We start from the raw sequence: 25,876 nt of genomic DNA, 5'->3' as shown, positions 1-25,876 counted from the left end.
CAGCCATCAACCATTCAAGGTTCATTTACTCAAAATTAGAAATATGCCTGTTATACTTCCGGTAAAAGGGGTGAAACCCCAAATGGGAACTGACTGCTTTATCGCAGAAAACGCCACTATTGTAGGAGATGTGGTGCTGGGCAATGCCTGCTCTATCTGGTTCAACGCCGTGATCCGGGGCGATGTGAACAGCATTCGCATTGGCGACAAATCCAACATCCAGGATGGGGCCGTGATCCATTGCACCTACCAGAAAGCCGCCACCACCATTGGCAGCAATGTATCGGTTGGCCACAACGCCATTGTGCACGGATGCACCGTAGAGGACAACGTGCTGATCGGTATGGGGTCCATTGTGATGGATAATGCCGTGGTGCAGAAGAACTGCATTGTGGCTGCGGGGGCCATTGTGCTCGAAAACACCATCTGCGAATCTGGCTGGATCTATGCGGGCATACCCGCCAAAAAAGTAAAGCAGTTAAGCGCGGAGCAAATCGAGGGGCTTGAGAAAGTAGCGCAGAATTATGTGATGTACAGCAGCTGGTTTAACGCCTAGCAGAAGCAGCTGTTCCCTTAGCTTGCCTCCAGGCGCAGGTCCTCCCGAACCACCAGCAGCACCCACTCCACGCGGCGCTCCGATTTCTCGAGGATGCGCACGTCGTATTCGTTAAAGGTGGTGATCTCGTTCAGGTTTTCAGGTATCTGCCCGTAGATCACGTTCATCAGGCCACCCACGGTTTCGTAGTCCTCGCCCTCTGGCAACGGGAAAGGCAAAAAGTCATTGGCGTCCGAAATCGGGGCAGACCCGTTTACCTTAAACTCAAACTCGTTCACACGCTCTACCAGCGGGGCCTCCTCATCGTACTCATCCTGAATCTCGCCCACCAGCTCCTCTATAATATCCTCGATGGTCACAATACCTGAAACGCCCCCAAACTCATCGGTGGCAATGGCCATGTGCATGTGGCGGCGCTGGAACTGCTTGAGTAAAAGATTGATTTTTTTGGTCTCAGGCACGAAATAGGCCGGGCGCATCAGTTCGGCAATGTTAATGGATTTGTGCTGGCGCATGATGCTTAGGATATCTTTCACATAAAGGATACCCACAATGTTATCCACGCTGCCGTTATAAACCGGCAGTCGGGAGTAGCCCTCGTTAAAGATCACCTCCATCAGCTCCTGCTCCGGTATGTTCAGGTCTATGGCCACCATTTTGGTGCGGGGCACGAGTATCTGCTTCACCATGCGCTCGTTAAACTGGAACACGTTCTCAATCAGCTCGTGGTGTGCATCCTGTATGGCGCCGCCCTCCACACTTTGCTCAAACAGAAGCCGGAGTTCTTCAGCGGAGTGTACCTCTGCGCCATGTACCGCTTGTATGCCCATGGAGCGGAGCACCAGGTTGGCCAGGCCGTTCAGCATCCAGATAAAGGGGCTGAAAAGGATGTAAAAAAAACGCAAGGGGTAGGCCACTGCCAGGGCTGTGGCCTCAGAGCGCTGAATGGCCAACGACTTAGGGGCCAGCTCGCCAAAGACAATGTGCAGCACCGTAATAATGGCAAACGAGATAGGCAGGGCAATCGCATGCGCCAGCACCTCGCCGCCCTGAAAGCCAAAGAAATGCATGATGTTGATCACGATCTGCGATACCACGCTCTCTCCGATCCAACCCAGGCCCAGCGATGCCAGTGTGATACCCAACTGTGTGGCCGAGAGGTAAGAGTCCAGGTGCGTTAGCATGTGCTGCGCCATTTTGGCCATGGCGTTGCCCGATTGTGCCCGTAGCTCAATCTGTGAGGAACGAACCTTTACAATAGCAAATTCGGCTGCCACAAAGAAGCCGTTTAGCAGCACCAGTAATATAGTAATGAGTATATTTAAAATCATTGTGTGTAAAGCTGCCTTACTGCAGCCAGACTGTAAAATTAACTAAAATACGTGCATATACTACCGTGTCCGTAAATTGCCACCTTTTTTAAGCGTCTTTTGCCGTAGCCTGATTACTTCGCGCGCTACACAATATAGCTTATTTTAAATGGAGTATAAAACAAAAAGGTGCCGTAGGGCACCTTTTTGTTTTAGGACACGAGAGCAGAACCTCAGGTAAGAAAATGCGTTTGTGTAGCTTCAACAGTGTTAAACAGTTCACGCGCATTGTCCTGAGACAGCCGGTGCAGAAAAATTTGCTTTGCTTCTGACTCAGATATCAATCTGTAAACGTCGGCTGCATTTGTGTCCTGGAAGGGATTGCAAAAGGAATAAATATACTCATCAGAAAACGTTTTATACACAATATGGAAGGTATGCCGCTCATCACTAACCAACTTAATGGCCTTGAACACCTGATCGTATTCACGACCACACGTTGTTCGTAAGATTTGCACTTCCTGTGTTTGTAACATGTTTTCCATTCCGAATAAGTTTTTTATTTAATCCGCTTATTATGATACACTTAGCTATTTATTTTAATTCCAACCCGATTTATCAAAAGTGACGTTTGTACGCGAATACATGCTTTTTTAGGGTAAAATGGGGTAAATGACATGTAAAACTTTCCTGTTTCGCTTGTTTTGTATTTAATACGAATAAATTATAAAAATGTATGTATTTATATGTTTAAATTTAATAATATAAATATTTAATTTAACTGAATACATTTATAAGTCAAATTGATTTTATTGAAAACAGTGATTGAGGCACAGTAGGTGCTGCTTTTGTAAGAGCGTATTGGACTCTTTCCGGTAAAAAAGATTCGGGTTATTTGGGCAATCGCCATCAATGCCTCCCCAAACAGTTTTATAGCGGAACTTTAGTAGCGTAAGGCTTAATTAGAGGGTTGTCTATCCCAAAGCTTTCAGGAGTTAAGACTTAGGTAAACAGCATCCAGGCAAAAATGCCTACTTTTGTAGCATACCAACGGAAACAGAAATCCTGTTGAGGAGCTTGTAGTTTAATAACATGAATAAGACCACGAAAATCAGACAGTTTGCCGCCACCTGCCTATTCCTGCTGCTAACGCTTGTGGCGCATGCCCAGGTGCTGAAACCAGCTACCTGGAGTTTCGACGCATCTAAAAAGCAAGTGGCAGTTGGCGAGGAAGTAGAGCTGATCTTTAATGCCAGAATAGCCAAAGACTGGTACCTGTACTCCTCCGATTTCGATCCGGAGCTGGGCCCCATGGTAACGGAGTTCAAATTCCAGAAGCACCCGTCTTATGAACTGGTTGGTAAACTGGTGCCTGTTAAACCTAAAAAGAAGTATGATGACCTGTGGGAGGGCGAGTACACCTATTTTACCGGCACGGCCCAGTTCCGGCAGCGGATTAAAGTACTGAAGCCTGACCTGCTGGTGAAAGGAACGTACGAGTACCAGGTGTGCACCGATGTGGATGGCCGCTGTATCCCCTTCGACGATGAGTTTAGCTATTCCAACAAGCAGATAAGCGTAGTGGCTGCCCCTGCCAGCGATGCCAAGGCGGCGGCAGCTTCGCCGGCAACTGCCGATAAGCCCCTTTTGCTAGCCGACGAGCAGCCCAATACACTTTTACAAAAGGAAGCAGCCCGCACCGACGAGCCGGATGTAACCGCAGTAGGTGAACCCGATGAGGAAGCAGGAACCTTTGGCGCTTTGGCCGGCCAGGATAGTGCCAAAGTAAGCGCTGCTACAACACCCACACCGAGTGCGCTACCAGAGCCTGCCCCTTCAGCAGAAGCGGATGGGCTTTGGGCCTTTATGCTGATCGCTTTCGGGTCTGGGTTGGTGGCGCTGTTAACTCCCTGCGTTTTCCCGATGGTGCCCATGACGGTAAGTTTCTTTACCAACAGCAGTGGCAGCCGTAGCCAGGGCATCTTGAAGGCAGTCGTTTACGGCTTGTCCATTATCGCGATCTATACGATCATCGGCACGCTTGTGGCCAAGCTCTTTGGCGCCGATGGGGCCAACTTTATCAGTACCCACTGGTTGCCGAATGTACTTTTCTTCCTGATCTTTCTGGTATTCGCGATGTCCTTTTTCGGGATGTTTGAGATTACGCTGCCCAGTTCGTGGCTCAACAAAGTAGATGCCCAGGCGGATAGGGGCGGCTGGATCGGCGTGTTTTTCATGGCCTTCACGCTGGCGCTGGTTTCTTTCTCCTGCACCGGCCCCATTGTAGGCAGCATTCTGGTGGCCTCTGCCGGAGGCGAAACCATCCGGCCTGTGGTGGGTATGTTTGGTTTCTCGCTGGCTTTCGCATTGCCGTTCACGGTATTCGCTATTTTCCCCTCGTGGCTCAGCGGCCTGCCAAAGTCGGGCGGCTGGCTGAATTCGGTTAAAGTAGTGCTCGGGTTTATAGAGCTGGCCCTTGCCCTTAAGTTTTTGAGTATAGCCGACCAGGTATACCACTGGAACATCCTGGACCGTGAAATTTACCTGGCCCTCTGGATTATCATTTTCACTTTAATGGGTTTCTACCTGTTGGGCAAACTGAAGTTCTCCCATGATTCCGACCTGAAGTACATCAGTGTGCCGCGCTTGTTCTTCGCTATTGCCACCTTCGCGTTTGTGGTGTACCTGATACCGGGCATGTTTGGCGCACCGCTGCGAGCCCTCTCAGGCTACCTGCCCCCACAAACCACCCAGGACTTTGACATCAATAAGATCTTCAGAAACAGTAATACAGGAGGCAGTGCTGTGGCAGCAGGGATAAACGCACTATGCGAGCCGCCAAAGTTTGCCGAAGCCATGCCCGGCATCGCGCATGGCCTGCAAGGATATTATGACCTGGAGCAGGCCAAACAATGTGCCAAAGAGCAGGGCAAGCCCATTTTCATAGATTTTACTGGGCACGGCTGCGTGAACTGCCGCGAAATGGAGCAAAACGTATGGGCAGACCCGGCCGTACTGAAGCGCCTGCGCGAGAATTACGTGATCGCGGCGCTGTACGTAGACGACCGTACCGAGCTACCCCAAAGCGAGTGGTATACCAGCGTGTATGACAACAAGGAGAAGAAGACGATCGGCAAAAAATACGCAGACTACCAGATCACCAAATTCAACGTAAATGCGCAGCCCTATTATGTGCTGATGGACGCCCAGGAGAATGTGCTGGTGAAGCCAATCGCTTACGACCTGGATGTAGAGAACTTTGTGAACTTCCTGGACGCCGGCGTGGCAGCCTACAAGGCAACACACGATCAGGTGGCACAAAAGTAAGCATACGCAGTCAGCATTGCGCGCGCAGCTCCTATTACTTCCGGACTGATTCTACAGCAAAAAAACCCCGCCGTTTCCGGTGGGGTTTTTTTGCTGTAGAATCAGTGGGTCTAAAAATCAACGGCCTAAGTTTAAGGCAAATGCTGCAAGAGGCTTACTTTGCTTCGTTGTAACGCTTGCTTACCTCATCCCAGTTGATCACGTTCCAGAATGCGCTGATATAATCCGGGCGGCGGTTCTGGTAATTCAGGTAGTAAGCATGCTCCCAAACATCCAGGCCCAGGATAGGCTGACCGCCGCATCCCTCTGCGAATGACATCAGGCTATTGTCCTGGTTCGGGGTAGAGCAGATTTCCAGCTTACCGTTTTTCACGCAAAGCCAGGCCCAGCCCGAGCCAAAGCGCGTTGCTGCGGCAGCGTTAAACTTCTCTTTCATCTCGTCAAAAGAACCAAATGACGCGTCGATAGCCTCTGCCAGCTCACCGGAAGGCTTGCCGCCGCCATCCGGAGACATGACGGTCCAGAAAAGGTTGTGGTTGTAGTAGCCGCCGCCGTTATTGCGAACCGCTTTATTATCTTCTTTCACGCTGCGCATGATCTCCTCAATAGACTTGCCTTCCATATCGGTGCCGGCAATAGCCTTGTTCAGGTTGTCGGTGTAAGCCTGGTGATGTTTTGTATGGTGGATCTCCATGGTGCGCGCATCAATGTGCGGCTCCAGGGCATCGTAAGCATAAGGTAGTTTCGGAAGTTCGAAAGCCATAGTTTTGTGTGGTTTATAGTTGAAAAATGATGTTTATACACTTGTTTAAAGTGTACGTCGTGGTTTCAAAGTTAGTTAATTTCTTTTGGCAGCAAAGAAAGTCGACATCAGGTCAGCGCACTCGTGGGCCATTATACAGCTCACCATCTCTGTTTTGGGGTGCAGCAAGTTTCCTAAGCGCCTGAAACCGCGCTTGGGTTCCGGCGCGCCATACACCACCCTTTTTAACTGTGCCCAGTAACTGGCCCCGGCACACATCACGCAGGGCTCAACTGTTACGTAAAGGGTGCAGTCGTGCAGGTACTTGTTGCACAGGTATTCGGAGGCGGCGGTAAAAGCCAGCATTTCGGCGTGGGCGGTTACGTCGTTCAACTTCTCGGTCTGGTTGTAGGCTTTGGCAATAACACGGTTGTTGCTCACCACTACGGCCCCGATCGGGATCTCGCCTTCGGCAAATGCCTGTTGCGCCTGCTGGTAAGCCTGCTGCATGAAATACTCGTCGCTGTAAAGAGATAGAATGTCTGTTGCCATCAGTGCAAAGTTATAAGTTCTGAGATGCAATAAAAGGCTTTTCGGCGGTTTAAACAGCGGCAGTGGAGGCAAAACCCTTAAACATGCAAAAGCCCCACCTGAACAGGTAGGGCTTTTGCATGATGTATATTTCTAAACTTATGCTTTGAATTTAATGGAACTCATCACCTCGCGCATGGCGGGTTGCCAGTCGTTTTTGAGCATGAAAGGCGCGTGCATGGTAAAGATCATGATCTGGTTGCCCTTGATCAAATACTGGATGATGCTGTATTTCTGAACCGGCTTCAGGTTGGTTACCCCGCGCTCATCGGCCAGTTTCGATACAAACTCAAAAACAATATACCGCTCGCCCTTTATCTCCACCACTTCGTTCCGGATAAAATCTATATCCGTGAATTTCTCCATCAGGTTAGCCTTGTAAAACTCCTCCAGCATTTCCAGGTCGCGCGACCGGAACTGCGTGAACTTTTGAGTCACACTGAAATCCACCTGGCCATCCGGACTGGCGAAAACTGCCAGGGGCTTGGTGGTGGCAGGATATTCACGGGCAATGTCATCATCAGAGAGCGGCGAGAAATCCTTGGGCAACATGACCGAGATCTCCTTGCTGATCTGGAATTTCTTGAGTTTAGGCTGCGCCAGCGCAACGCCGGCTATCAAAATAAGGGTTAAAAAGGCTATGTAGCGCATATTCATAATTGTAGAAGGGCAAAGCTATAAAAATCTTAGGCAAAAAAAGCTGTCTGGCTGTTTTGGTGCAAGAATATTGCCAAAAACAATAATTAACGCCTTCTCTGAAATTTAAATGTAGCATCCCGACAGGTGCTGAGCCGTTAAAGTATAAACTACATTTTAATTTTAAACCGCATTACAAAACAAGCTATGTTAGAGAACATCATTAACCAGGTAAAAGGGCAGCTTTCCAGCGAGTTACAAGATAAGTTTCAGTTGCAACCAGACACGGCCAGCCGCTCAGTAGACCTGGCCCGGGAAAACCTGACCGACGAAGTAAAGCGAAGAGCCACCAGCGGCGACATGGGCGGCCTGATGGATGTGCTGAAAGGAGACAAAGGGACCACTGAGAGCCCTGCTGCCAATAACGTGATTCAGAAGTATGTGACAGACCTGACTGCCAAGTTGGGCATACCGGCAAATATCGCAAACAAGGTCGCGCCTTTTGCCATAAATTTTATCATGCAGAAAGTTTCCGGCAAAATGGCCACCGATAATTTGGGACAGTCAGATATTCTGGGAAGCCTGGTGGGCGGCAAGCTAAAAGACACGCTGGGCAAAGGCCTTGGCGATACGCTTGGGGGCATGTTTAAATAAGCCGCACACCCATTAAAGTATAGAAACAAAGAAGCCATACCCAGCAGGTATGGCTTCTTTACTATGTCACGTAGATAATTGGAACATCAAGGCATTACTTACTCACATCTCACCTTAAACAAGTATGCCTATTGCCGGTGCTGCATCAGCTCTCCGACAATGTCTTTGTATTATCGGAGGGATTGCGGTCAATCAGCATATTGTAAGGGTCAATGCCTGCTTTGGCCGGCTCCTGGTCTACTATAAATTCAAATTTGTTCTCTCCGGATTTCAGCCTGTGCTTTTTGAGGTAAAGGGGGGAGTCCTGCCAGTGGCCGTTCACTTTTTTGCGGGCCAGCACGCCAACATCAACCCAGTCGTTCATTTTGGCCTCCGATTCGGAACCCAGGCTATCGGCATACAGTTTTTTGGCATCTACCGTGAAGGTGACTTTATACTTCCCGTTCTTCAGTTTCTGGTAGTTCGCGGCCGTGGTCTTGTTTTCGTACAGCGTGATGTTCTCGAACATATCGGTTACCAAATACTGCATTGAGTCCGGAACCGCGGCGCGAATGTAGTGCATAAACTCTACCGAATTGGTATAGGGCGCATCCTGAAAGGCCACTTGTTTGATGTAGCGCTGCAGGGCCTCGTTCAGCTTGTCCTCGCCAATGTAGTCTGCCAGGGCGTACATCACCACACTTCCCTTTCGGTAATGGATATAGCCTTGGTTCTCTACACGGTAAAGGGGTAGCTCTTTCTTGCTTTCTGCCGTGCGCCCCACCAGGTATGAGTTCAGTTCATACTTCAGGAACTTGTTCATTTGCTCTTCGCCGTAGGCATGCTTCATCACCATCAGGGCGCTGTACTGGCTCATAGTTTCTGACATCAGCACAGAGCCCTGCACATTGCCCCCGATTACCTGGTGTGCCCACCACTGGTGCGCAACTTCGTGCGCCGTTATGTAAAACGGGTAGTCGATGTCCTCCGGGTCGCTGTCATCCACGTCTGCAATAAACCCGATTGACTCCGAAAATGGGATGGTGTTCGGGAACGACTGGGCAAAGGAGGCATAGGCCGGAAACTCCAGGATTCGCACTTGGCGGTGCTGGTAAGGGCTGAAATTGGCCGTAAAATAATCCAGCGACTTTTTCACGCCTTTTACCATCCGGTCCAGGTTGTAGGTGTGGTCCTTGTGGTAGTAGATCTCAATGGCCACTTCTTTGCCGTCTTTTCCTACCCATTTGTCCTTTTTTACCTCGTATTCCGCTGACAGGAAGGCGTAGAAGTTCAGGATGGGAGCATCCATTTTATAATGGAAATAGCGGCGTCCGTCCTTGGTCCATTCTTGCTGCAAATAACCCGGGGCAATGGCAATTTGGCTTGGGATGGTGCTGACAGTCGCCTCAAAAGTGATCCAATCGGCCTCGTTGCTGATGTAGGTGTTTTTACGGGCCTCGGTGTCGTTCACATCGGCCATGCGTGGTTTCGAGGCCAGGCCATGCTCTTTCCGGATATCGTCGTCGCCTAGTTCAACACCGTTCTGGTAACCGATCTTGGGCAGGTACTGGCTGTTTATGAACGTGCCGTTGTAAACGATGCCGGTGTTAGAGCCACTGTTCCGAAACCCTTTGGTTTCGTAGCGCAGGTCCATGTTCAGTTGCATCGAATCGCCGGGTTGTAAGGGCTGGGCTAGTTTGTAGATGTAGTAGCCGTTGTCCGTGTCGTTCAGCACAAGCTTGGCCTGTTTGGAAAAGGCCAGGCGCTTTACTTCCGCCGCATCGTCCAGCATCAGGTGTATGGAGTCGATGGGTTGGTTGTGGCGGTTCTTGAGCCAGAAATAGCCTTTAAAAGCGAAGGTCCGCTCTTTGGGGTAAATGTCCACCTGCAGGTTTACATCGGTAATGCGCGGCTGCGGGAGGCCATCATACTTTTTGTAGGTTTTCTCGAACTGGGCCAGGCGCTCTTCCTGTTGGTCGGAGGTTCGGAAGGTGTTCAGGATGTTGGTATTGTAAAAAATATAGCCTCCCGTTACCAGGAATATGGCCAGTCCCGCGCCTGCCACGGCCATGGTGTGCCTGTTAAACTGCATGGCGGCCAGTTTAAAGCGCCACTTCAGCATCGATTCGGACCCGCGCACCCACAGCATGTTGGCAAGCACGGCCAGCAGCAGCGCAAAGGCGGCCCAATAGATTTTGTAGATGGTGAAAGGCCATACAAAGTGCCCGTAGCCGTTCATGGCAGAATAGGTAATGCCAGGGTCGGAGTTGAAGCTATACAGGTTATGCTCCCAGCCCAGTTGCCCTTTAAAGATGTTGAGCAGGAAGTATACCACCATGATGAAGTGGCCCAGGTACTTGTTGTTCACCATCACCTGTATCAGCATGGCCAGTACGCACAGCATGGTATACTCTACCAGTTGCATCCCGAAAAGGCCTTTTACATACAGGTCGAGCTCGTAGTTATAGTAGCCTTTAAACGTCTGGATCAGGATGCCGCAGCACATGATGACAAACAGCAAGGTAGCCTGCACCAGTACCAGGGCCAGCAGCTTGGAGGCAAACGGCACCCAGTTCGGGATCGGGAGCGCATCGTAAATCTGGTTAATGTTGTTGTCACGCTCCCGCCAGGTAAGTTCGCCGGCATAAAACGTGATGATGATCAGGAAAAACAAGGCAAAGGTGCCGCTCAGGATCTGCACCACCTGCGAGGTAACCGGGAAGAAGTTGGTGTCGTACAGTTTGCCGATCTGCGAGCCGGAAACAAACAGGAAAATAATGCCTGCCAGCACAATAGAAACAAAGTATAAACTCTTCACCACGCCCTTGTATTCGAGCTTGGTAAGTTTCAGGAATTGCTGCCAGCTTAGTTTAAAAGAGAAATGCTGACTGACCTTGGGCAGCTGCAAGCGCTCGGTAGGCACAAAGGCCCCGGCTGCTTCGGCGCTGTTGCGCTTACGGAACAACTTTATGCCTGCGTTGGCAAACGAGAAACTGAACCGGAAATAACAGAAGGCAAGTAGCGCCAGGCCGATCCCGGTCCAGAGGGCGCGGTTCACCAGCACATACTCGCTAAACGGAAGCATGAGGGTGTTACGCTCGGCCGTAGTCCAGTAACGCTGGGTGTAGTAAATGGCAGAGGCCCCGAGTGGGTCCAGCAAATTCGCTATGGTTTCATTATCCAGGTCGCCGGTTAGGCTGCTGGAGATACCGTACAGCACCAGAAAGATCACACCTCCCACATAAATGGAAAGCGCGCTGCGGGTAAGGGTTGCCAGCGTAAAGAAGATCGCCCCGGTCAGGATCAGGTTCGGGATGATGATGGTGAGGTAAGGCTGCAGGTACCACATCAGGTTAAACGGCCCGATCTTGTCTGGTTCTACCCAAGGCATCAGGGTGGCTGCCCAGGCACCCAGCGCCACGCCCAGAAAAACAAACAGCGTAACCAGGAAAGAACCAAAAAAGCGCCCGAACAAATACCCGGCCTTGCTGATGGGCGTGGTATAGTACAGGGAGTGCGTCTTGTGCTCAAAGTCCCTGAAAATGGGGGTACCCATCATCGCAGACGTAATCAACACGCCGAACCAGCTCAGCAGCGTCACGATCCAGTTGATCTGGTAAGGCGAGTTGGCGTATACTTTGCCGCCGCTGGCATCGCCGATAATAACATTGCCGCCAAAGGCACCGGCCAGCCCGAGCATGGCCAAAAAAGCCATCAGAAAAAACAGGCCGAAATAGATATAGGTAGCGGGCCTTTTCAGCCTGTACTTCAACTCAAATAAAAAGATTTCTGTAAACATCTTTTAACAAGTATAAATGATGAATGAAAACTGCTGGGGAACCTTATGTGCCGTGCTTTAAACCTTTCCAACTTCTATCCTAAAAGATGAGGTGGGGCTGGCCGAAACAGTTTGACCCTGCGCTTAAGGGGCAGCTACGGCCTCAGGAGCAGTGCGCTCCTGCTGTGCGGCTTCGTGTATTTTGCTGAAGTATACATCCTCCAGGTCTGGGGCAACGGCCTCAAACGCTGGATCGGGAAGGGCATCAGCCAGCACATGGATTATGGTTTTTCCGGCAAACAGGCGCGAGGAGATCACCTCATGCTGCAACTGGTGCTGAGCCAGTTCGTCTTTGTGTATGAACTTGCGCCAGATGCGGCCTTTCAGGTCGTCGATTACCTGCAGCGGGTCGCCTTCCAGCAATACTTCTCCTTTATTGATGATAGCAAAGTTGCGGCACAGGTCTGTCACATCCTCCACAATGTGTGTGGAAAGGATCACGATGATGTTCTCGCCGATCTCGCTTAATAAATTGTGAAAACGGTTTCGCTCAGCAGGGTCCAGGCCCGCGGTTGGCTCATCCACAATAATAATCTTGGGGTTGCCCAGCAAAGCCTGCGCAATGCCAAAGCGCTGTTTCATGCCCCCCGAGTAGCCGCCCAGGTTTTTTTTGCGCACATCATACAGGTTCGTCTGTTGCAGCAGGGCGCTCACAATGGCGTGGCGCTCTTTGGAATTACTGATTCCTTTTAACACTGCAAAGTGGTCCAGCATTTCCTCAGCCGACACTTTCGGGTAAACCCCGAACTCCTGTGGAAGGTAGCCCAATACTTTTCGCATCTCCTCCTTCTCCTGCAGCACATTCAGGTTGCCGAGCGTAATGCTACCCTGGTCAGCTTCCTGCAAGGTGGCAATGGTACGCATCAACGAAGATTTTCCGGCTCCATTTGGCCCCAACAAGCCAAACATGCCCTTCGGGATGGTCAGGTTGATGTTCTGGAGCGCCTTGGTGCCGTTGGGATAGGTTTTGGACAGGTTCTGTATGACTAATTCCATAATAATGAAGCGTTGAGGTAGAACTTATTACTAATCAAGTAAATAATTCTTTGCAAGCATTCAAAATAAACTATACTAACACAAGCCTTTCCTCGACAAAACACATTTGGGAGCAGGTTGATGTCGATGGAGCGCAGGATTGACTGGATGGAGGGAATACACGCAAGGATTTGGTGGGCTGTGTTCAGTCTGCTATTTTTGCACGATGCTGCACGCTGATCAGGTTTAAAACAGCGCCGCCGCCAACGTACAACCCATGCCGTCACAGTTACAAAGTCTGGTTTTTAAATTTTTTAAGTTCGGGATCGTGGGCTTTTCCGGGCTGCTGCTGGATTTTGGGGTTACCTATGTGGCCAAAGAGAAACTGCGCTGGAACAAATACGCGGCGAACAGTTTGGGTTTTATACTTGCCAGCGCGAGCAACTACTACCTCAACCGCATCTGGACCTTCCATAGCCTGGACCCCGAAATAGGCTGGCAGTTCTCTAAGTTCCTGGTGGTAGCCTTGGTAGGCTTGCTGCTCAACAACCTCATCATTTACCTGCTTACGGAGCGCTTTATGCGGCTTAACTTCTATGTGGCCAAATTCTGCGCCATTGTGCTGGTGTTCCTCTGGAACTTCTCGGTTAATTACCTGTATACTTTTACGCGTTAGTTTACTTCCTTATCGCATAGATCTGTACCCGTTCATCCTTGTGTACGCGCGGGTTGAGCAAATGCAGGAGCTGGTCATACAGAGAGGGCGTAATGGTTTGTGTCAGGGTAAGGGAGGGGAATAAAGTTTGCAGCCGCGCCATGCGCTCTGGCAGGTCGTCGGTGCCCATCACGACCACATAATCCGGTTTCTGAGCAGCCTGCTGTATCTGAGTCGCCAGCGAATCGGTTGTTTTGTCGCCGTTCAAAGTATACACCATCACAAACTCCTGGGGTAATGTCTTTTTGCCTGCTACATAATCGGCCCACACCATGTCTTTGTCCGTTATGTATTCCTCGTACTCGGCACTGATGCGGTTCAGGTAAAATAGTGGGGGAGTCTTTACGCTGTGGTTGCCGAACTCCAGCACGATCCCATCCATGTTCTGTTTTTCCGATAGATACACCAACGGGGCAACTCGGCTTTTCTTGGTATAGGTAAAGGCCAGCCCTACGGCGGCTATCAGGTTTAGCACCCAAAAAAAGCCCCAGCAAGTTGCCAGCAGCTTCCGGCGCTTGTGCCAGAAGCGTGAGCTGCGCACAAAATCCTGCCACCCGATCACACCCAAAATCATGACCAGGGGCAGCAGCGGAAGTATAAAGCGCTCCTGTTTGTTGGGAAAAAGCGAGTGCGCCACAAAAAAGATAAGCCCGCCCCAGAATATAGCCGGGGCCAGCTTAGCCGTTCTGCCGTAGCCAACCAACAGGAAAGCGCTTACCGGAGGCACCAGGAAACCGAGGATCGTGAGCAGGTAGCGGTAAACGGGGCCGGTGCTGTAATTATAGGCATTCTCGGTGTTGTATAAAAAGTAGGCAACGATAGAATGGAAGGGGTAATCAAAGTAGATCACATCGATGGTGCCCTGTATCAGCGTGGCGGCCAGCGCAAAGCCAGCCAGTAAACTGAACGCCTCGCGCCACTGCCGATGGTACACCAACACCAAGCCGGCACCCACACCGAATAGCATGGTGTGATAACGGAACGTGAAGGCCAGGGCAAACAAAGCACCGGCCCAAAAATAAGGCAACAGCTTCTGGCGCTTTTCCTGCCCGGCTTTCAGCATCAGGTAAAAGGCTGCCAGGTAAGGCGGAATGCACACCATTTCCACCAGATTACGCACACTCATGAAGGGCATAAACCAGACCAGCGCCAGCATGAGGCCCACCAGCCGGGCATTCGCCTTATTCGAGAGCCTTTCGGTTAGCTTATACCCGTAGTAAACAACCAAAAGGGAATACAGGCCATGCAGCACGCGCACCACCGTCATTTTAACATCGGGGCTTAAAATGCCGAAAGCTTCCAGCACATAAAAAATAGCGTAGTGCAGCAGCACGTACAGCATGCTGTGGCGCGGCGGCATGGCCTCGTTCAGCCACAGGGGAAGGCCGTCCAGCCAGCCCTGCGCAATCGTGATCACATCAAAGTGGTCGTCGCTGAAAGCATATCCTTTCGAGTAAAAAGCAGCCAGCATGCGTATTATAAAAGCCACTAAAAGTATGACAGACAACGGGATAAGCGGCCGCTCCTGGGGTTGACCCAAGGTAGCCGCATCTGCTGTGAAAACTTTAGTGACCGAAGATCTGGAAGTGCCTGACATAATGCGCGGGTTGAACAGGGCAAATTTAAGGGTATTTAAAAGATTTGGTGTTACCTTCGCTTTTTAATTGTCTGATGTGACTAAAATCAGGTAATAAAATCAGATTATACAGGTGTTTTAAATTGATAAGATCCAAAAAAGCAGGCTTGGGAATAATGGGCGCCGGCATGATGCTTTTACTGGCATTTGGCTTGGGTTACCCGTTTGGGCAGGCGCCAAAGCTGGAGTCGGATGTGTTGGTGCTGGGGCATGCCGGGTCGGGCTTTCTGTACCCGATCAACCCTTTCAACCCGCTTCCTCCTAACAGCATGGGCTCTATTGTAAAGGCGATAGAAACCCATGGCGCCGACGGCGTGGAGGTGGATGTGCAGCTCAGCCAGGACGGCGTTCCCATACTGTACCACGACGTTACCCTGGAGTCGATGACGGCGGCCAGCGGTGTAATTGATACCCTGAAGGCCGCCGACGTGGTGGGCCTGGCGTACCAGGGAGGCTTCTTTTACGAGCTTTTTCATAGTGAGAAGGTCATTTCCATGGAGCAGATGCTGCAGCGGTTCGCCACTTACCCCGCGCTTCCGTACCTGCACCTCGACTTGCGCAACCAGCAGGCCCACCGCAACAAGGCTTACGCTGAAACTGTGATGGCCCTGCTCGCCAAGTATAACTACCCACTCGATAAGCTGACGTTTATCTCGCACGATGCTGATTTTCTGAATGCGTTTCGTGCCGTAGAGCCCCGTGTTAACCTGGTGATGGATGCCGATGCCGGTTTTGAGGAATCGTTGGGTCTGGCGTTGGCTAATCATTTTCAGGGAATTTGTGTCAATGGCAAGGAAATCACACCGGATCAGATGCGACGAGCCACCAAGTATGGCCTGCAGGTGGTGCTCTTTGGCGGCAAAGCCCGGTCCAGGATTGAGAAAATGATCGCCCTGCACCCCCATGCCATTCAGGTGAATAATGTAGAGGCGGCAGAAAAGTTGCTCAAGTAAACAACTTCACCTTTCTTAAAGTAAACGGAAATACAATTAGTACATTTGTAAAACACCATATCTATAATTCACTATGTTTAGATCTCATACTTGCGGCGAATTACGCCAGGCCAATATTGGTGAAGAAGTTATCCTAACGGGTTGGGTACAGCGCCTGCGCGATAAGGGCGGCATGCTGTGGATCGACCTGCGTGACCGCTACGGCATTACGCAGTTGACTTTTGAAGAAGGTATTACTTCGCCTGCCATTCTGGAGCAAGCACGGAACATGGGCCGGGAGTATGTGATCAAAGTGGTTGGCAAAGTGGTGGAGCGCTACTCTAAAAACGACAAGATCCCTACCGGTGACATTGAGATAACAGTACACAAGTTGGAGGTTCTGAATGCATCGAAGCTGCCGCCTTTTATGATTGAGGATGAGACGGACGGCGGCGACGACCTGCGCATGAAATACCGCTACCTGGACCTGCGCCGCGCCCCCGTGCGCCGGAACCTGGAGCTGCGCCACCGTATGATGCGCGAAACACGCGCTTTCCTGGACAGCCACTATTTTATGGAGGTGGAAACGCCGGTGCTCATCAAGTCTACCCCCGAGGGGGCCCGCGACTTTGTGGTGCCCAGTCGCATGAACCCTGGCGAATTCTATGCCCTGCCGCAATCCCCGCAGACCTTTAAGCAGCTACTGATGGTGGCCGGAGTAGATAAATATTACCAGATAGTGAAGTGTTTCCGCGATGAGGACCTGCGTGCCGACAGGCAGCCGGAGTTCACGCAGATAGACTGCGAGATGTCGTTTGTGAAGCAGGAGGATATCCTCAACACCTTCGAGCACTTTATCGCGCACCTTTTTCAGGAGGTTAAAGGGATACACCTGGGCCCATTGCCGCGTATGACCTACGCCGACGCCATGCGTTTTTACGGGTCCGATAAGCCGGACACCCGCTTCGACATGCGTTTTGTGGAGTTGAACCCTTTGGTAAAAGGCCGGAACTTTAAAGTTTTTGACGATGCTGAGCTGGTAGTTGGTATCAATGCAAAAGCATCAGCCTACTATACGCGCAAGCAACTCGATGAACTGACTGACTTCGTGAAGCGGCCACAGATCGGAGCCACCGGCCTGGTATATGCCCGTGTAAACCAGGACGGCAGCATTAAATCGTCGGTAGATAAATTCTATACTGCCGACGACCTGCAGGCGTGGGCCGATGCCTTCGGCGCCGAACCCGGCGACCTGTTGCTGATTATGGCCGGAAACAAGGAGAAAACCCGTAAGGCCCTGAGTGAGCTGCGTCTGGAGATGGGAGAGCGCCTTGGCCTGCGCGACAAGGAAGTGTTTTCGCCCCTTTGGGTTATCGACTTCCCGCTCTTGGAGTGGGACGAGATTGCGCAGCGCTACCATGCGATGCACCACCCTTTTACAGCCCCCAAACCAGAAGACATCGAGCTGATCGATGACCAGCCGGGTGCCATCCGGGCTAATGCCTACGATATGGTGATCAACGGTGTGGAAGTAGGCGGAGGCTCTATCCGTATCCATGACCGCAGGCTGCAGGAAGAGATGTTTCACCTGCTGGGCTTTACGAAGGCCGAGGCTGAGAAGCAGTTCGGCTTTCTGATGAATGCGTTCGAGTACGGCGCGCCGCCGCATGGTGGCATCGCCTTTGGTTTCGACAGACTTTGCTCGCTGTTCGGCGGCTCCGATTCCATCCGCGATTATATTGCCTTCCCCAAAAACAACTCGGGCCGCGATGTAATGATCGACGCTCCTTCTACAATTTCGGGAGAGCAGCTTGATGAATTACACATTCGTATGAGGGATACACCGCACCATAAATAGTTAATACCTACATTTAAAAGCGAAGGCTGCCCCTGTTCTGGAGGCAGCCTTCCTTGTTTATGCACATTTCAACAGTTTTCCAGAGCTATTTGTGGATAAGTCAGGATCTTGCACCCGTTGTTTCAGGCTTTCTCGGATGCTATGCTTACATATCGCGCTTGCGCTGTGGATATGTGGATAACACAGGTTGATAAGCCGTGTGTGTAAGTATAGGAAAGTTATTCGCAAAAGGTTTACAGTTGTTGGGTAGTTGGTTGGTGGGTTTATACAGCATCGTGAACAGAGAGCCTGCTTTTACAATGGCTGCATTGCTTTGCTTTCGATTACTCTAATGAAAGTATAAAAGAGAAGGGGCGACCTAATGCAGGCCGCCCCTTCTGTAAAAGTATGTTTTAAACCGGTCTTACAGGATGTCGCTTACAAGCGCCGGGGCGATCCCAAGTAAAAAAGTCAGCACGGTTATAAAGATCAAAGTGAAGGAGGCAAAACGGCCCACCTTAATTTTTTCGTAGTTACCGGCAGGCTGCATGTACATGGCAATCACCACCCGGAAGTAATAGTAAATACCTACGGCTGCAAGTATAACCGCTATAACAACCAGCCACATCAGGTTGGCATCCTGGAGCACGGAGGAGAACACGAAAAACTTACCGAAGAAACCAGCTGTAAGCGGGATACCGGCCAAAGACATCATGGACACCGTCATGGCAAAAGCCAAGAGCGGGTTGGTTCTGCCCAGCCCGTTAAAAGCCTCGTATTTTTCGGAGCCACGCTGGGCAGCCACCATTTTAAGCACGCCGAATGCTGCCACCGTAGCAACAGAGTAAGCCAGCGAGTAAAACAGGATCGATGCATCAGACTGCTCGTTAAAAGCGATCAGCGACATCAGCAGGTAGCCTGCGTGCGAAATACTGGAATAGGCCAGCATGCGCTTGGCACTGGTTTGGATCACGGCCCCAATGTTTCCTACGATCAGCGTCAGCACCGTGATCGCTATCAGCGTTGGGAACCAGGTTGTGTAAGAGGCGGCAAAAGCGGCAGCCATCAATTTATAAAAAGCGGCCACACCAGCTGTTTTCACTACCGTAGACATAAAGGCTGTGAAGAAGGTGGGAGCACCATCGTACACATCCGGCGTCCAGAAATGGAACGGGGCGGCAGAAATCTTAAAGGAGATGCCAATGACCACCAGCAGCAGGCCCAGCACAAACATGGAGCCCATCACACCATCCGTGGCTATCTGGGCCGCACCTATTTCAGTGATGTTAAAGGTGCCGGTAGCCCCATAGATCATCACGATCCCGAAAAGCAGGATACCGGTAAAAAACGCCCCCATCAGGAAGTACTTCAAGGCCGCCTCGTTAGAGCGCAGGCTCTTCTTATTGCTTCCGGCCAGCACGTACATGGCGATCGAAAGGATCTCAATCCCTACAAAAAGCATGATCATGTTTTCGTAGCTCACCATCATAATGGCGCCCACCAGCGCAAACAACAACAGGCTGTAGTATTCGGCCAGGTTGGCATCACCTTCGTCCACGAAGCGCTGCGAGAAGGGGATAAGCAGGAGCGTGGTAAGGGTCATGATTCCCGTGAAGGCCACCGCATAATTGTCGATGGTGAGCATGTTGTTGAAGTAGCTCTGGGTATCGTTCCAGCTTAGCAGGTTCACACCGAACACCACTAGCAGAAACAGCAGCGCCAGCGGCAAAAGTATCCGCTTTGACTTCATAAAACCTATAAACAGGTTCACAATGCCGAACAGGGATAGAAGTATAATCGAAGTCATGTCGTCGTATTTCTGATAAACGCGTTAATCTTTTCTTTGCTGGCCCTAGCGGTTAATGATGCTCAGCAGGTTCATGACCGCCGGCTCTGAGATGCTCAGGAACATGTTCGGGAACAAACCGATCCAGAACACCATGATCACCAACGGAACCAGCACAGCCTTCTCGTTCAGGGTCAGGTCAGTAAAGCTTTCGGTGTGCTCTGACTTGCTGCCGAACATAACACCCTGGAACATGCGGAGCATATACACCGCCCCCAGTATGATGGTTAAGCCTGCCACAGCGCCAAACCAGGCATTGTATCGGTACACACCCGAAAGCAGCAGGAACTCGCCCACAAAGCCATTGGTAAGCGGCAATGCCACCGTGCCCAGCAGCAGGATCATGAAAAAGATAGAGAGCGCTTTGGCGTTTTGTGTGATGCCTCCCAGGCTGATGATCTCGCGAGTGTTGGTGCGGCTAAAGATAATATCCACGATATAGAACAGACCCACCACATTTATGCCATGGCTAAGCATCTGAATCACACCGCCCTGCAGTCCCTGCTCATTTAAAGTAAAGATACCGGCAGCGATCAGGCCAACGTGGGAAATGGACGAGTAAGCGATCAGGCGCTTCATGTCGCGCTGGCGAATGGCGATAACCGATGCGTACACGATGCCGATGATCGCCAGCACCAGCACCACTTCATCCCATTGGCTTACACCAAAAGGCACGATGGGCAGTAGCCAGCGGATCACGCCATAAATACCCATCTTCAGCATGATACCCGAAAGCAGCATGGTGGCCTGCGTAGGCGATTCGGTGTACGTATCCGGTTGCCAGGTATGGAACGGGAAGATCGGCATTTTAATGGCGAATGCGATAAACAGGAACCAGAAGATCCAGCTCTGCGACTCAGACGAGAGGGCCAGCTGGTAGAAGGCATTGATATCGGAGGTATGGGTACCTGGCGTTTGCAGGTAGAGGTACACAAAAGCGGCCAGCATAAAAAGCGAACCGAAAATGGTGTACACAAAGAACTTGAACGTAACCTTCACCCTGTTTTCGCCCCCCCAGATGGCGGCGATAAAGTATACCGGAATCAGGGCAACCTCCCAAAAGAAGTAGAACAGAAACGCATCCATGGCCACAAACACACCGATCAGGCCGGTCTGCATGAACAGGATCAGCGCATAGAAGGCATTCGGGTTTTTATACTCATGCCTGAACGACGAAAGTATGATCAGCGGCACCAGGAACGTTGTCAGAAGCACCATCAGCAGGCTGATACCGTCCATGCCGATGCTGAAACCGATGCCGGCGCTTTCCACCCACGGAAAGCTTAAGGCCATTTGCGTGCCCCCGTAGGAGATGTTGAAACCAGAGAGCGCAAAAAGAGACAACGCGAATTCGACTAACGCTGCCACAAAGGCCACTTTCTTGGCACCCGTCCCTTTGATTAGCAGCACCAGCAGTGCGGCTAAGGCGGGCCAGAAAAGTATAAGAGCTGTAATTATCATCTTCTTAGAACCTTATCCGATAAAGAAGTTTAAAAATAGGATCAGCACGATGCTGAACACCATCACCAAAATGTAGAACCCGATCACTCCGCTTTGGGCAAAGCGCAGCGTGCGGCCACTCAGCAGCACAAACTTGCCAAAGCCATTCACAACACCGTCTACCACCACCACATCCAGGAACCGGTGAAAGGTAGTTGACATCCACATCAGCGGACGAACGATGATCGCGTCGTACAGTTCATCGATATAATATTTATGGTAGATCAGGTTGTGGACTGGAGACAGACGCTCACCTTCCGGTGCAGGTACTGTTTTCTTGCTCACATACATTACATAAGCAATAACTGCGGCAACAACTGCTACGGCTACCGATATACCCATCAGCATCCATTCTGTAGCATGATCTATGTGCAACGGTGCTACAGCAGCAGCATTAGCAACCTGCGCATAGTTGTAAATAGGAGCCAGGTAATTTTGCAGCACGTGGTTATTCTCTGCGAACACAGCCGGAATTCCCAGGAAACCACCCACCGTAGAAAGTATGGCCAGCACGATCAGGGGCAAGGTCATGGAAAAAGGCGACTCGTGCAGGTGGCTCTTCTGTGAGGCAGTACCCCGGAACGTGCCAAAGAAAGTCAGGAACACCAGGCGGAACATGTAGAAGGAAGTCATGAAGGAGGCCAGCATTCCAAATCCCCACAGGATCTTGTTATGCTCCCACACGTGCGCCAGCAACTCATCTTTCGAGAAAAAGCCGGCAAACGGCGGTATACCGGCAATGGCCAGCGTCCCGATCAGGAAGGTAATAAAGGTAACAGGCAGGTACTTGCGCAAGCCACCCATGTTACGGATATCCTGCTCGTTGCTCATGGCATGGATAACCGAACCGGCCCCCAGGAATAGCAGCGCCTTAAAGAACGCATGCGTTAACACATGGAAGATGGAAGAGGAGAACGCCATCACGCCCAGCGCCAGGAACATGTACCCCAACTGCGATACCGTGGAGTAAGCCAGCACCTTTTTAATATCGTTTTGCGCCAAGCCGATGGTGGCCGCCAGCACTGCCGTCGCCACACCTACAATAGCAATAATCTCCAGGGTGGTGGGGGCCAGCACGTAGAGTACGTTTGAGCGGAGTACCATATAAATGCCTGCCGTTACCATGGTTGCCGCGTGGATCAGGGCCGAAACAGGGGTAGGGCCCGCCATGGCGTCAGGCAGCCAGGTAAACAACGGAAGCTGTGCGCTCTTACCCATCGCGCCCACGAACAGGAGCAGGGTAATGGCAATCATCACGTTAGAGTCGATACCGCCGGCGTACCGGGCAGCCTCTGCAAAAACCTGCGGGTAGCTTACCGACCCAAAGGTGATGAAAATAAGGAAAATGCCCAGCAGAAAGCCCAGGTCGCCGATGCGGTTCATCACGAAGGCCTTCTTGGCGGCATTGTTATAGTTGTTGTTCTTGTTCCAGAAGCCGATGAGCAGGTAAGAGCAAAGCCCTACGCCTTCCCAGCCCACAAACATCAGCACGTAGTTGCCACCCATCACAAGCAGCAGCATCGAGAACATGAACAGGTTGATGAAAGCGAAAAACTTACCGAAATTCTCGTCGTGGCTCATGTAGCCGGCTGAGTACAGGTGGATCAGGAAGCCGATGCCCGTCACCATCAGTATCATCAGCAGCGTGAGCTGATCGATCAGGAACGAGAACCCGATCTGCATTTGTCCCACCGAGATCCAGTTGTAGAAATCCACGGTGTAGGCGCGACTGCCATTGGCCGTGAAGTCTATGAATAGGTAGACCGAGATCAGAAAGGAGGCCAGCACGGTGCCGCATCCGATGAAACTTACCGCGCCTTTAGCCAGTTTGCGGTTGCCTAAGCCATTCAGAATAAAGCCCAGCAGGGGCAAAATCGGAATCAGCAGACAAAGTAGTGCCATTCCCTGGTTGCTAAGCGGCATTACAATTTCTTGCATCTGTGTATTGATTTTAAGCGATTCAGAGTTAAAAAGGGGCTGTTACCACTTCAGGTAATTCAGCAGTTGCACGTTGGTGGAGCGGATGTTGCGGTAGGTCATCACGATAATAGCCAGGCCAACACATACTTCTGCCGCCGCTACGGCCATAATGAAAAACACAAACACCTGTGCGCTGGCATCTGCGCGGTAAGCCGACAGGGCTGTAAGCAAAATGTTCACCGCGTTCAGCATCAACTCTACGCACATAAAAATGACGATCGCGTTTCGGCGCGTGAGCACGCCCGTGACGCCAATTGCGAAAAGCGCCGTGCTGAAGAACAAATAATATTCTAATGGAATGGTTCTGATTACCTCAGGTATGTGGTTCATCTTCTGTGGGACTGAACGAAATATAGTGTACTTACTGTCCAAAAATCAAGTCGCAAAGTTAACCCCCATTTTTGTAAATTCCATAACTTATTTCAGTACTTCTTTTGGTGCCCGCCGTGCCGGTTTTATGCAATTTTCGGGGTAAAATCAGCTGCTGTCCTCTATCCGCCTTTTAATTTGCAAGGGCCGATTCTATACTTTTACCGGGTGTATCCGTAGCTAATTTAAACTTATTCAACTGCTAATGCGCGCGCACTCTTTCTACCTTATTGCCCTGCTGTTGGGCCTGCTCACTTCTTGTAAATCAAGCGAACCCACGGCTTCCTCCGTCGCCAGTGCAACGGCTAACCGACCTGTGAAAAGTATAAAACTGGAAACCGCCACACTTTCCAGAAAATACTATTCTGACTTGCCGTCTGCTTCCGGCATGGAGTTCGCCCTGGGGGCATACCATGTACTAGGCGATGATTCCCCGTTTTTGTACCAACTTAACGAGCAGTATGCCCTTGTGCGCAGGCATGCCCTGTTCGACACCACCAGTTTCAGGGATGGGCGCATACCCAAAGCCGTAAAGCCCGACCTGGAAAGTATGGCCTATTTTATATATGGCCGCGATCACATGCTTCTGCTGTTGGGCTCGGGCGGAGGTGCTGCCCGCAACAAGGGCTTCCTGGTTAATCTTTCAAAAAAGGGGCAGGTGCGGGAGGTGAATCTAAGCCGCTTGTATGCTTTTCTTAAAAAGGTGCTGAAGGTAGAGAGCGAGGGCGTGCTGAACATAGAAGGCTTTGCCATGGACGCCACCTACACCTATTTGTTGCAGCGGCCCCTAGCCACCACCTCAAATGTATTGTTCCGCTTTGAAACCAATGATTTCAAAGACTTCCTGCTCCGCGAGGGGGCAATCCCGCCCGTGGCTGTCTATCATTTTGCTTTGCCGGCAGTAGGAGGCAAGACCGCCGGTTTCTCCGGGGCTTTCTCCTTAAATGGCAAGTTGTTTTTCACGGCCTCGGTAGAGGACACCCCCGATGCCCTGTTGGATGGCGAGGTGCTGGGCAGTTTTATCGGCGTGATCGACCTGCGCGACTTACCCTACGCCTCAGACCCGGCCAATCCGTTTCAGGCATCCGTGGAGCAGCTAAAAAACGAGGATGGCTCGCTTTACAAAGGCAAAGCGGAGTCGTTGGTAGTGCAGGAGATGGCTGAGGGGAGGTATAAAGTGGTCGTGGTGTCGGATGATGACAAAGGCGGATCGGAGTTGCTGGAAGTGGAGTTGCAGGTAGAACAGTAGGAACAAATAGCGCCCTGTCCGCGCAGAACATAAAAGCAAAAGCCAGCACAATTACTGTGCTGGCTTTTGCTTTTCCGGATAGAGGGATGTGTCTTAAAAATGCTGTTCTCCGGCTTCTTTCTTGCCCAGCATCACGGCGCCTACCATGGCTACCAGAAACAGCACCGATGCCAACTCGAAAGGCAGCAGGTATTCCGTAAACAGCACGGCACCCAGGTTCTCTACCATGCCGATCTGCGAATTGTAGGTTTCCGGGTTATAGCCCACGATAACCGAGTCTTTCAGGGCCGCGATCATCACGACGAAGAGTAAGCCGCCGGCGATAGTGCCTGCCAGTTTACTCAGAAGAGCGGTTTTCTCCTTCTTTTCTGCCTGCTTGCCCATGTTCAGGAACATGATCACAAACAGGAAAAGCACCATGATGGCTCCTGCATACACAATGATATTGACCGCCGCCAGGAACTGCGCATTCAGCAGAATGTAATGGCCCGAAATAGTGAAAAAGGTAATGATGAGGAACAGCACGCTGTGTACCGGGTTTTTGGAGATCACCACCATCAGGGCGCAAAGCAGCGTGAGCGAAGTCAGGAAATAAAACAGGTTCTCTGTCATCAGGTTATTTCGTTTCTGTAGTTTTCAGGGGCTCAACCAGGCGGTCTTTGCCGTAAATAAATTCATCCCGCTCATAGCGGGCCGGGGCCAGTTTATCATCCTGCAGAAAGATGGCTGCTTTCGGGCACGCTTCCTCGCACAGGCCGCAGAAGATGCAGCGCAGCATGTTTACCTCGTAGGTGACGGCGTACTTCTCTTCCCGATACAAATGCTCTTCACCCGCCTTGCGCTCTCCTGCCGTCATGGTAATCGCTTCTGCAGGGCAGGCCACTGCACATAACCCGCAGGCTGTGCAACGCTCGGCGCCTGTTTCGTCGCGCTTCAGCACATGCAAACCGCGCCACACATCACTGCGTTCGCGTGTTTGCTCAGGGTACATGATGGTAGCTTTCTTTTTGAAAAAGTGTTTTAACGTTATGCCAAGCCCCTGAGCAATAGCAGGAAGATAAGCCCTTTCAGCAAAGGACATTTCCCTTTTTTGCACTTTCTTGCTTCTATTTGATAGTGGTTCCATTTCTAGTTCGATTATGAATTTGCGTGAGCAGCGTCCTCCCCTTAACAGGTTACCTGCCGGCAACATTCAAATTTCGGT

Annotated in this window: 21 protein-coding genes; 7 read left to right on the top strand and 14 right to left on the bottom strand. The window is 51.0% G+C overall.

Features of this window, described 5'->3' with window-relative positions:
- Positions 1-43 precede the first annotated feature (43 nt).
- Entirely contained in the window at positions 44-556 is a 513-nt protein-coding gene (locus tag AC4BAN_RS09820) for a gamma carbonic anhydrase family protein (RefSeq protein WP_490564221.1), read from the top strand.
- 17 nt (positions 557-573) lie between these two features.
- Here AC4BAN_RS09820 and AC4BAN_RS09815 read toward each other — a convergent pair whose 3' ends face one another.
- Entirely contained in the window at positions 574-1,887 is a 1,314-nt protein-coding gene (locus AC4BAN_RS09815) for a hemolysin family protein (RefSeq protein ID WP_490564220.1), read from the bottom strand.
- A 212-nt stretch (positions 1,888-2,099) separates the two neighbouring features.
- Positions 2,100-2,411 carry a hypothetical protein gene (locus AC4BAN_RS09810; protein WP_490564219.1) on the bottom strand — a complete coding sequence of 104 codons (312 nt, stop codon included), beginning with the start codon at positions 2,409-2,411 and terminating at the stop codon, positions 2,100-2,102.
- 547 nt (positions 2,412-2,958) lie between these two features.
- Between AC4BAN_RS09810 and AC4BAN_RS09805 the strand changes: the two genes are divergently transcribed.
- Entirely contained in the window at positions 2,959-5,193 is a 2,235-nt protein-coding gene (locus tag AC4BAN_RS09805; protein ID WP_490564218.1) for a protein-disulfide reductase DsbD family protein, read from the top strand.
- A 154-nt stretch (positions 5,194-5,347) separates the two neighbouring features.
- Here the strand turns inward: AC4BAN_RS09805 and AC4BAN_RS09800 are convergent, their stop codons facing one another.
- The 3 genes from AC4BAN_RS09800 to AC4BAN_RS09790 all read right to left on the bottom strand — a co-directional run bounded on the left by AC4BAN_RS09800 (position 5,348) and on the right by AC4BAN_RS09790 (position 7,177).
- A complete protein-coding gene (locus AC4BAN_RS09800; RefSeq protein ID WP_490564217.1) occupies positions 5,348-5,956 on the bottom strand; it encodes a superoxide dismutase in 609 nt (202 codons plus the stop codon).
- A 75-nt stretch (positions 5,957-6,031) separates the two neighbouring features.
- Complete coding sequence (locus AC4BAN_RS09795; protein WP_490564216.1) at positions 6,032-6,487, bottom strand: nucleoside deaminase; 456 nt, start codon at positions 6,485-6,487, stop codon at positions 6,032-6,034.
- A gap of 138 nt (positions 6,488-6,625) precedes the next feature.
- Entirely contained in the window at positions 6,626-7,177 is a 552-nt protein-coding gene (locus tag AC4BAN_RS09790; RefSeq protein ID WP_490564215.1) for a hypothetical protein, read from the bottom strand.
- Between the two features lie 192 nt (positions 7,178-7,369).
- On the opposite strand from AC4BAN_RS09790, the gene AC4BAN_RS09785 reads away from it, so the two are divergent.
- The gene (locus tag AC4BAN_RS09785) at positions 7,370-7,816 is read left to right on the top strand and encodes a hypothetical protein (protein ID WP_490564214.1); all 447 of its coding nucleotides are present in this window, start codon (positions 7,370-7,372) and stop codon (positions 7,814-7,816) included.
- Between the two features lie 145 nt (positions 7,817-7,961).
- Here the strand turns inward: AC4BAN_RS09785 and AC4BAN_RS09780 are convergent, their stop codons facing one another.
- Both AC4BAN_RS09780 and AC4BAN_RS09775 read right to left on the bottom strand, forming a co-directional pair.
- A complete protein-coding gene (locus AC4BAN_RS09780) occupies positions 7,962-11,594 on the bottom strand; it encodes an ABC transporter permease/M1 family aminopeptidase (RefSeq protein ID WP_490564213.1) in 3,633 nt (1,210 codons plus the stop codon).
- 123 nt (positions 11,595-11,717) lie between these two features.
- Positions 11,718-12,629, bottom strand: a complete 912-nt coding sequence (locus AC4BAN_RS09775) for an ABC transporter ATP-binding protein (RefSeq protein ID WP_490564212.1) — start codon at positions 12,627-12,629, stop codon at positions 11,718-11,720.
- A 256-nt stretch (positions 12,630-12,885) separates the two neighbouring features.
- Here AC4BAN_RS09775 and AC4BAN_RS09770 point away from each other — a divergent pair, with 256 nt between their 5' ends.
- A complete protein-coding gene (locus tag AC4BAN_RS09770) occupies positions 12,886-13,284 on the top strand; it encodes a GtrA family protein (RefSeq protein ID WP_490564211.1) in 399 nt (132 codons plus the stop codon).
- Between the two features lies 1 nt (position 13,285).
- On the opposite strand, the gene AC4BAN_RS09765 is transcribed toward AC4BAN_RS09770, so the two are convergent.
- The gene (locus AC4BAN_RS09765) at positions 13,286-14,920 is read right to left on the bottom strand and encodes a glycosyltransferase family 39 protein (RefSeq protein ID WP_490564210.1); all 1,635 of its coding nucleotides are present in this window, start codon (positions 14,918-14,920) and stop codon (positions 13,286-13,288) included.
- A 122-nt stretch (positions 14,921-15,042) separates the two neighbouring features.
- On the opposite strand from AC4BAN_RS09765, the gene AC4BAN_RS09760 reads away from it, so the two are divergent.
- On the top strand, positions 15,043-15,912 hold the full coding sequence (locus AC4BAN_RS09760; protein WP_490564209.1) for a glycerophosphodiester phosphodiesterase: 870 nt from the start codon (positions 15,043-15,045) through the stop codon (positions 15,910-15,912).
- Positions 15,913-15,985: 73 nt separating this feature from the next.
- Complete coding sequence (gene aspS / locus AC4BAN_RS09755; RefSeq protein WP_490564208.1) at positions 15,986-17,749, top strand: aspartate--tRNA ligase; 1,764 nt, start codon at positions 15,986-15,988, stop codon at positions 17,747-17,749.
- A 403-nt stretch (positions 17,750-18,152) separates the two neighbouring features.
- Here aspS and AC4BAN_RS09750 read toward each other — a convergent pair whose 3' ends face one another.
- Genes AC4BAN_RS09750 through nuoK form a run of 4 tightly spaced genes read right to left on the bottom strand, consistent with a single transcriptional unit; the run spans position 18,153 to position 23,384 of the window.
- A complete protein-coding gene (locus tag AC4BAN_RS09750) occupies positions 18,153-19,535 on the bottom strand; it encodes an NADH-quinone oxidoreductase subunit N (RefSeq protein WP_490564207.1) in 1,383 nt (460 codons plus the stop codon).
- A 45-nt stretch (positions 19,536-19,580) separates the two neighbouring features.
- Entirely contained in the window at positions 19,581-21,032 is a 1,452-nt protein-coding gene (locus tag AC4BAN_RS09745) for a complex I subunit 4 family protein (protein WP_490564234.1), read from the bottom strand.
- Between the two features lie 15 nt (positions 21,033-21,047).
- Positions 21,048-23,012 carry an NADH-quinone oxidoreductase subunit L gene (nuoL, locus tag AC4BAN_RS09740; RefSeq protein WP_490564206.1) on the bottom strand — a complete coding sequence of 655 codons (1,965 nt, stop codon included), beginning with the start codon at positions 23,010-23,012 and terminating at the stop codon, positions 21,048-21,050.
- A 42-nt stretch (positions 23,013-23,054) separates the two neighbouring features.
- A complete protein-coding gene (gene nuoK, locus AC4BAN_RS09735; protein WP_490564205.1) occupies positions 23,055-23,384 on the bottom strand; it encodes an NADH-quinone oxidoreductase subunit NuoK in 330 nt (109 codons plus the stop codon).
- A gap of 244 nt (positions 23,385-23,628) precedes the next feature.
- Here nuoK and AC4BAN_RS09730 point away from each other — a divergent pair, with 244 nt between their 5' ends.
- Complete coding sequence (locus tag AC4BAN_RS09730; RefSeq protein WP_490564204.1) at positions 23,629-24,672, top strand: DUF6929 family protein; 1,044 nt, start codon at positions 23,629-23,631, stop codon at positions 24,670-24,672.
- A gap of 93 nt (positions 24,673-24,765) precedes the next feature.
- On the opposite strand, the gene AC4BAN_RS09725 is transcribed toward AC4BAN_RS09730, so the two are convergent.
- Complete coding sequence (locus AC4BAN_RS09725) at positions 24,766-25,284, bottom strand: NADH-quinone oxidoreductase subunit J family protein (protein ID WP_490564203.1); 519 nt, start codon at positions 25,282-25,284, stop codon at positions 24,766-24,768.
- 4 nt (positions 25,285-25,288) lie between these two features.
- Entirely contained in the window at positions 25,289-25,798 is a 510-nt protein-coding gene (locus AC4BAN_RS09720) for a NuoI/complex I 23 kDa subunit family protein (protein WP_490564202.1), read from the bottom strand.
- Positions 25,799-25,876 lie beyond the last annotated feature (78 nt).

Source organism: Pontibacter sp. GD13 (assembly GCF_058216355.1).
The sequence above is the reverse complement of the archived record's forward strand: the minus strand, read 5'-3'. Positions and strand labels throughout refer to the sequence as shown.

Excerpts from the sequence above, each read along its gene's own strand:
- AC4BAN_RS09820 (WP_490564221.1), top strand. The coding sequence starts at position 44 with ATGCCTGTTATACTTCCGGTAAAAGGGGTGAAACCCCAAATGGGAACT.
- AC4BAN_RS09815 (WP_490564220.1), bottom strand. The coding sequence starts at position 1,887 with ATGATTTTAAATATACTCATTACTATATTACTGGTGCTGCTAAACGGC.
- AC4BAN_RS09810 (WP_490564219.1), bottom strand. The coding sequence starts at position 2,411 with ATGGAAAACATGTTACAAACACAGGAAGTGCAAATCTTACGAACAACG.
- AC4BAN_RS09805 (WP_490564218.1), top strand. The coding sequence starts at position 2,959 with ATGAATAAGACCACGAAAATCAGACAGTTTGCCGCCACCTGCCTATTC.
- AC4BAN_RS09800 (WP_490564217.1), bottom strand. The coding sequence starts at position 5,956 with ATGGCTTTCGAACTTCCGAAACTACCTTATGCTTACGATGCCCTGGAG.
- AC4BAN_RS09795 (WP_490564216.1), bottom strand. The coding sequence starts at position 6,487 with ATGGCAACAGACATTCTATCTCTTTACAGCGACGAGTATTTCATGCAG.
- AC4BAN_RS09790 (WP_490564215.1), bottom strand. The coding sequence starts at position 7,177 with ATGCGCTACATAGCCTTTTTAACCCTTATTTTGATAGCCGGCGTTGCG.
- AC4BAN_RS09785 (WP_490564214.1), top strand. The coding sequence starts at position 7,370 with ATGTTAGAGAACATCATTAACCAGGTAAAAGGGCAGCTTTCCAGCGAG.
- AC4BAN_RS09780 (WP_490564213.1), bottom strand. The coding sequence starts at position 11,594 with ATGTTTACAGAAATCTTTTTATTTGAGTTGAAGTACAGGCTGAAAAGG.
- AC4BAN_RS09775 (WP_490564212.1), bottom strand. The coding sequence starts at position 12,629 with ATGGAATTAGTCATACAGAACCTGTCCAAAACCTATCCCAACGGCACC.
- AC4BAN_RS09770 (WP_490564211.1), top strand. The coding sequence starts at position 12,886 with ATGCCGTCACAGTTACAAAGTCTGGTTTTTAAATTTTTTAAGTTCGGG.
- AC4BAN_RS09765 (WP_490564210.1), bottom strand. The coding sequence starts at position 14,920 with ATGTCAGGCACTTCCAGATCTTCGGTCACTAAAGTTTTCACAGCAGAT.
- aspS (WP_490564208.1), top strand. The coding sequence starts at position 15,986 with ATGTTTAGATCTCATACTTGCGGCGAATTACGCCAGGCCAATATTGGT.
- AC4BAN_RS09750 (WP_490564207.1), bottom strand. The coding sequence starts at position 19,535 with ATGACTTCGATTATACTTCTATCCCTGTTCGGCATTGTGAACCTGTTT.
- nuoL (WP_490564206.1), bottom strand. The coding sequence starts at position 23,012 with ATGCAAGAAATTGTAATGCCGCTTAGCAACCAGGGAATGGCACTACTT.
- nuoK (WP_490564205.1), bottom strand. The coding sequence starts at position 23,384 with ATGAACCACATACCTGAGGTAATCAGAACCATTCCATTAGAATATTAT.
- AC4BAN_RS09730 (WP_490564204.1), top strand. The coding sequence starts at position 23,629 with ATGCGCGCGCACTCTTTCTACCTTATTGCCCTGCTGTTGGGCCTGCTC.
- AC4BAN_RS09725 (WP_490564203.1), bottom strand. The coding sequence starts at position 25,284 with ATGACAGAGAACCTGTTTTATTTCCTGACTTCGCTCACGCTGCTTTGC.
- AC4BAN_RS09720 (WP_490564202.1), bottom strand. The coding sequence starts at position 25,798 with ATGGAACCACTATCAAATAGAAGCAAGAAAGTGCAAAAAAGGGAAATG.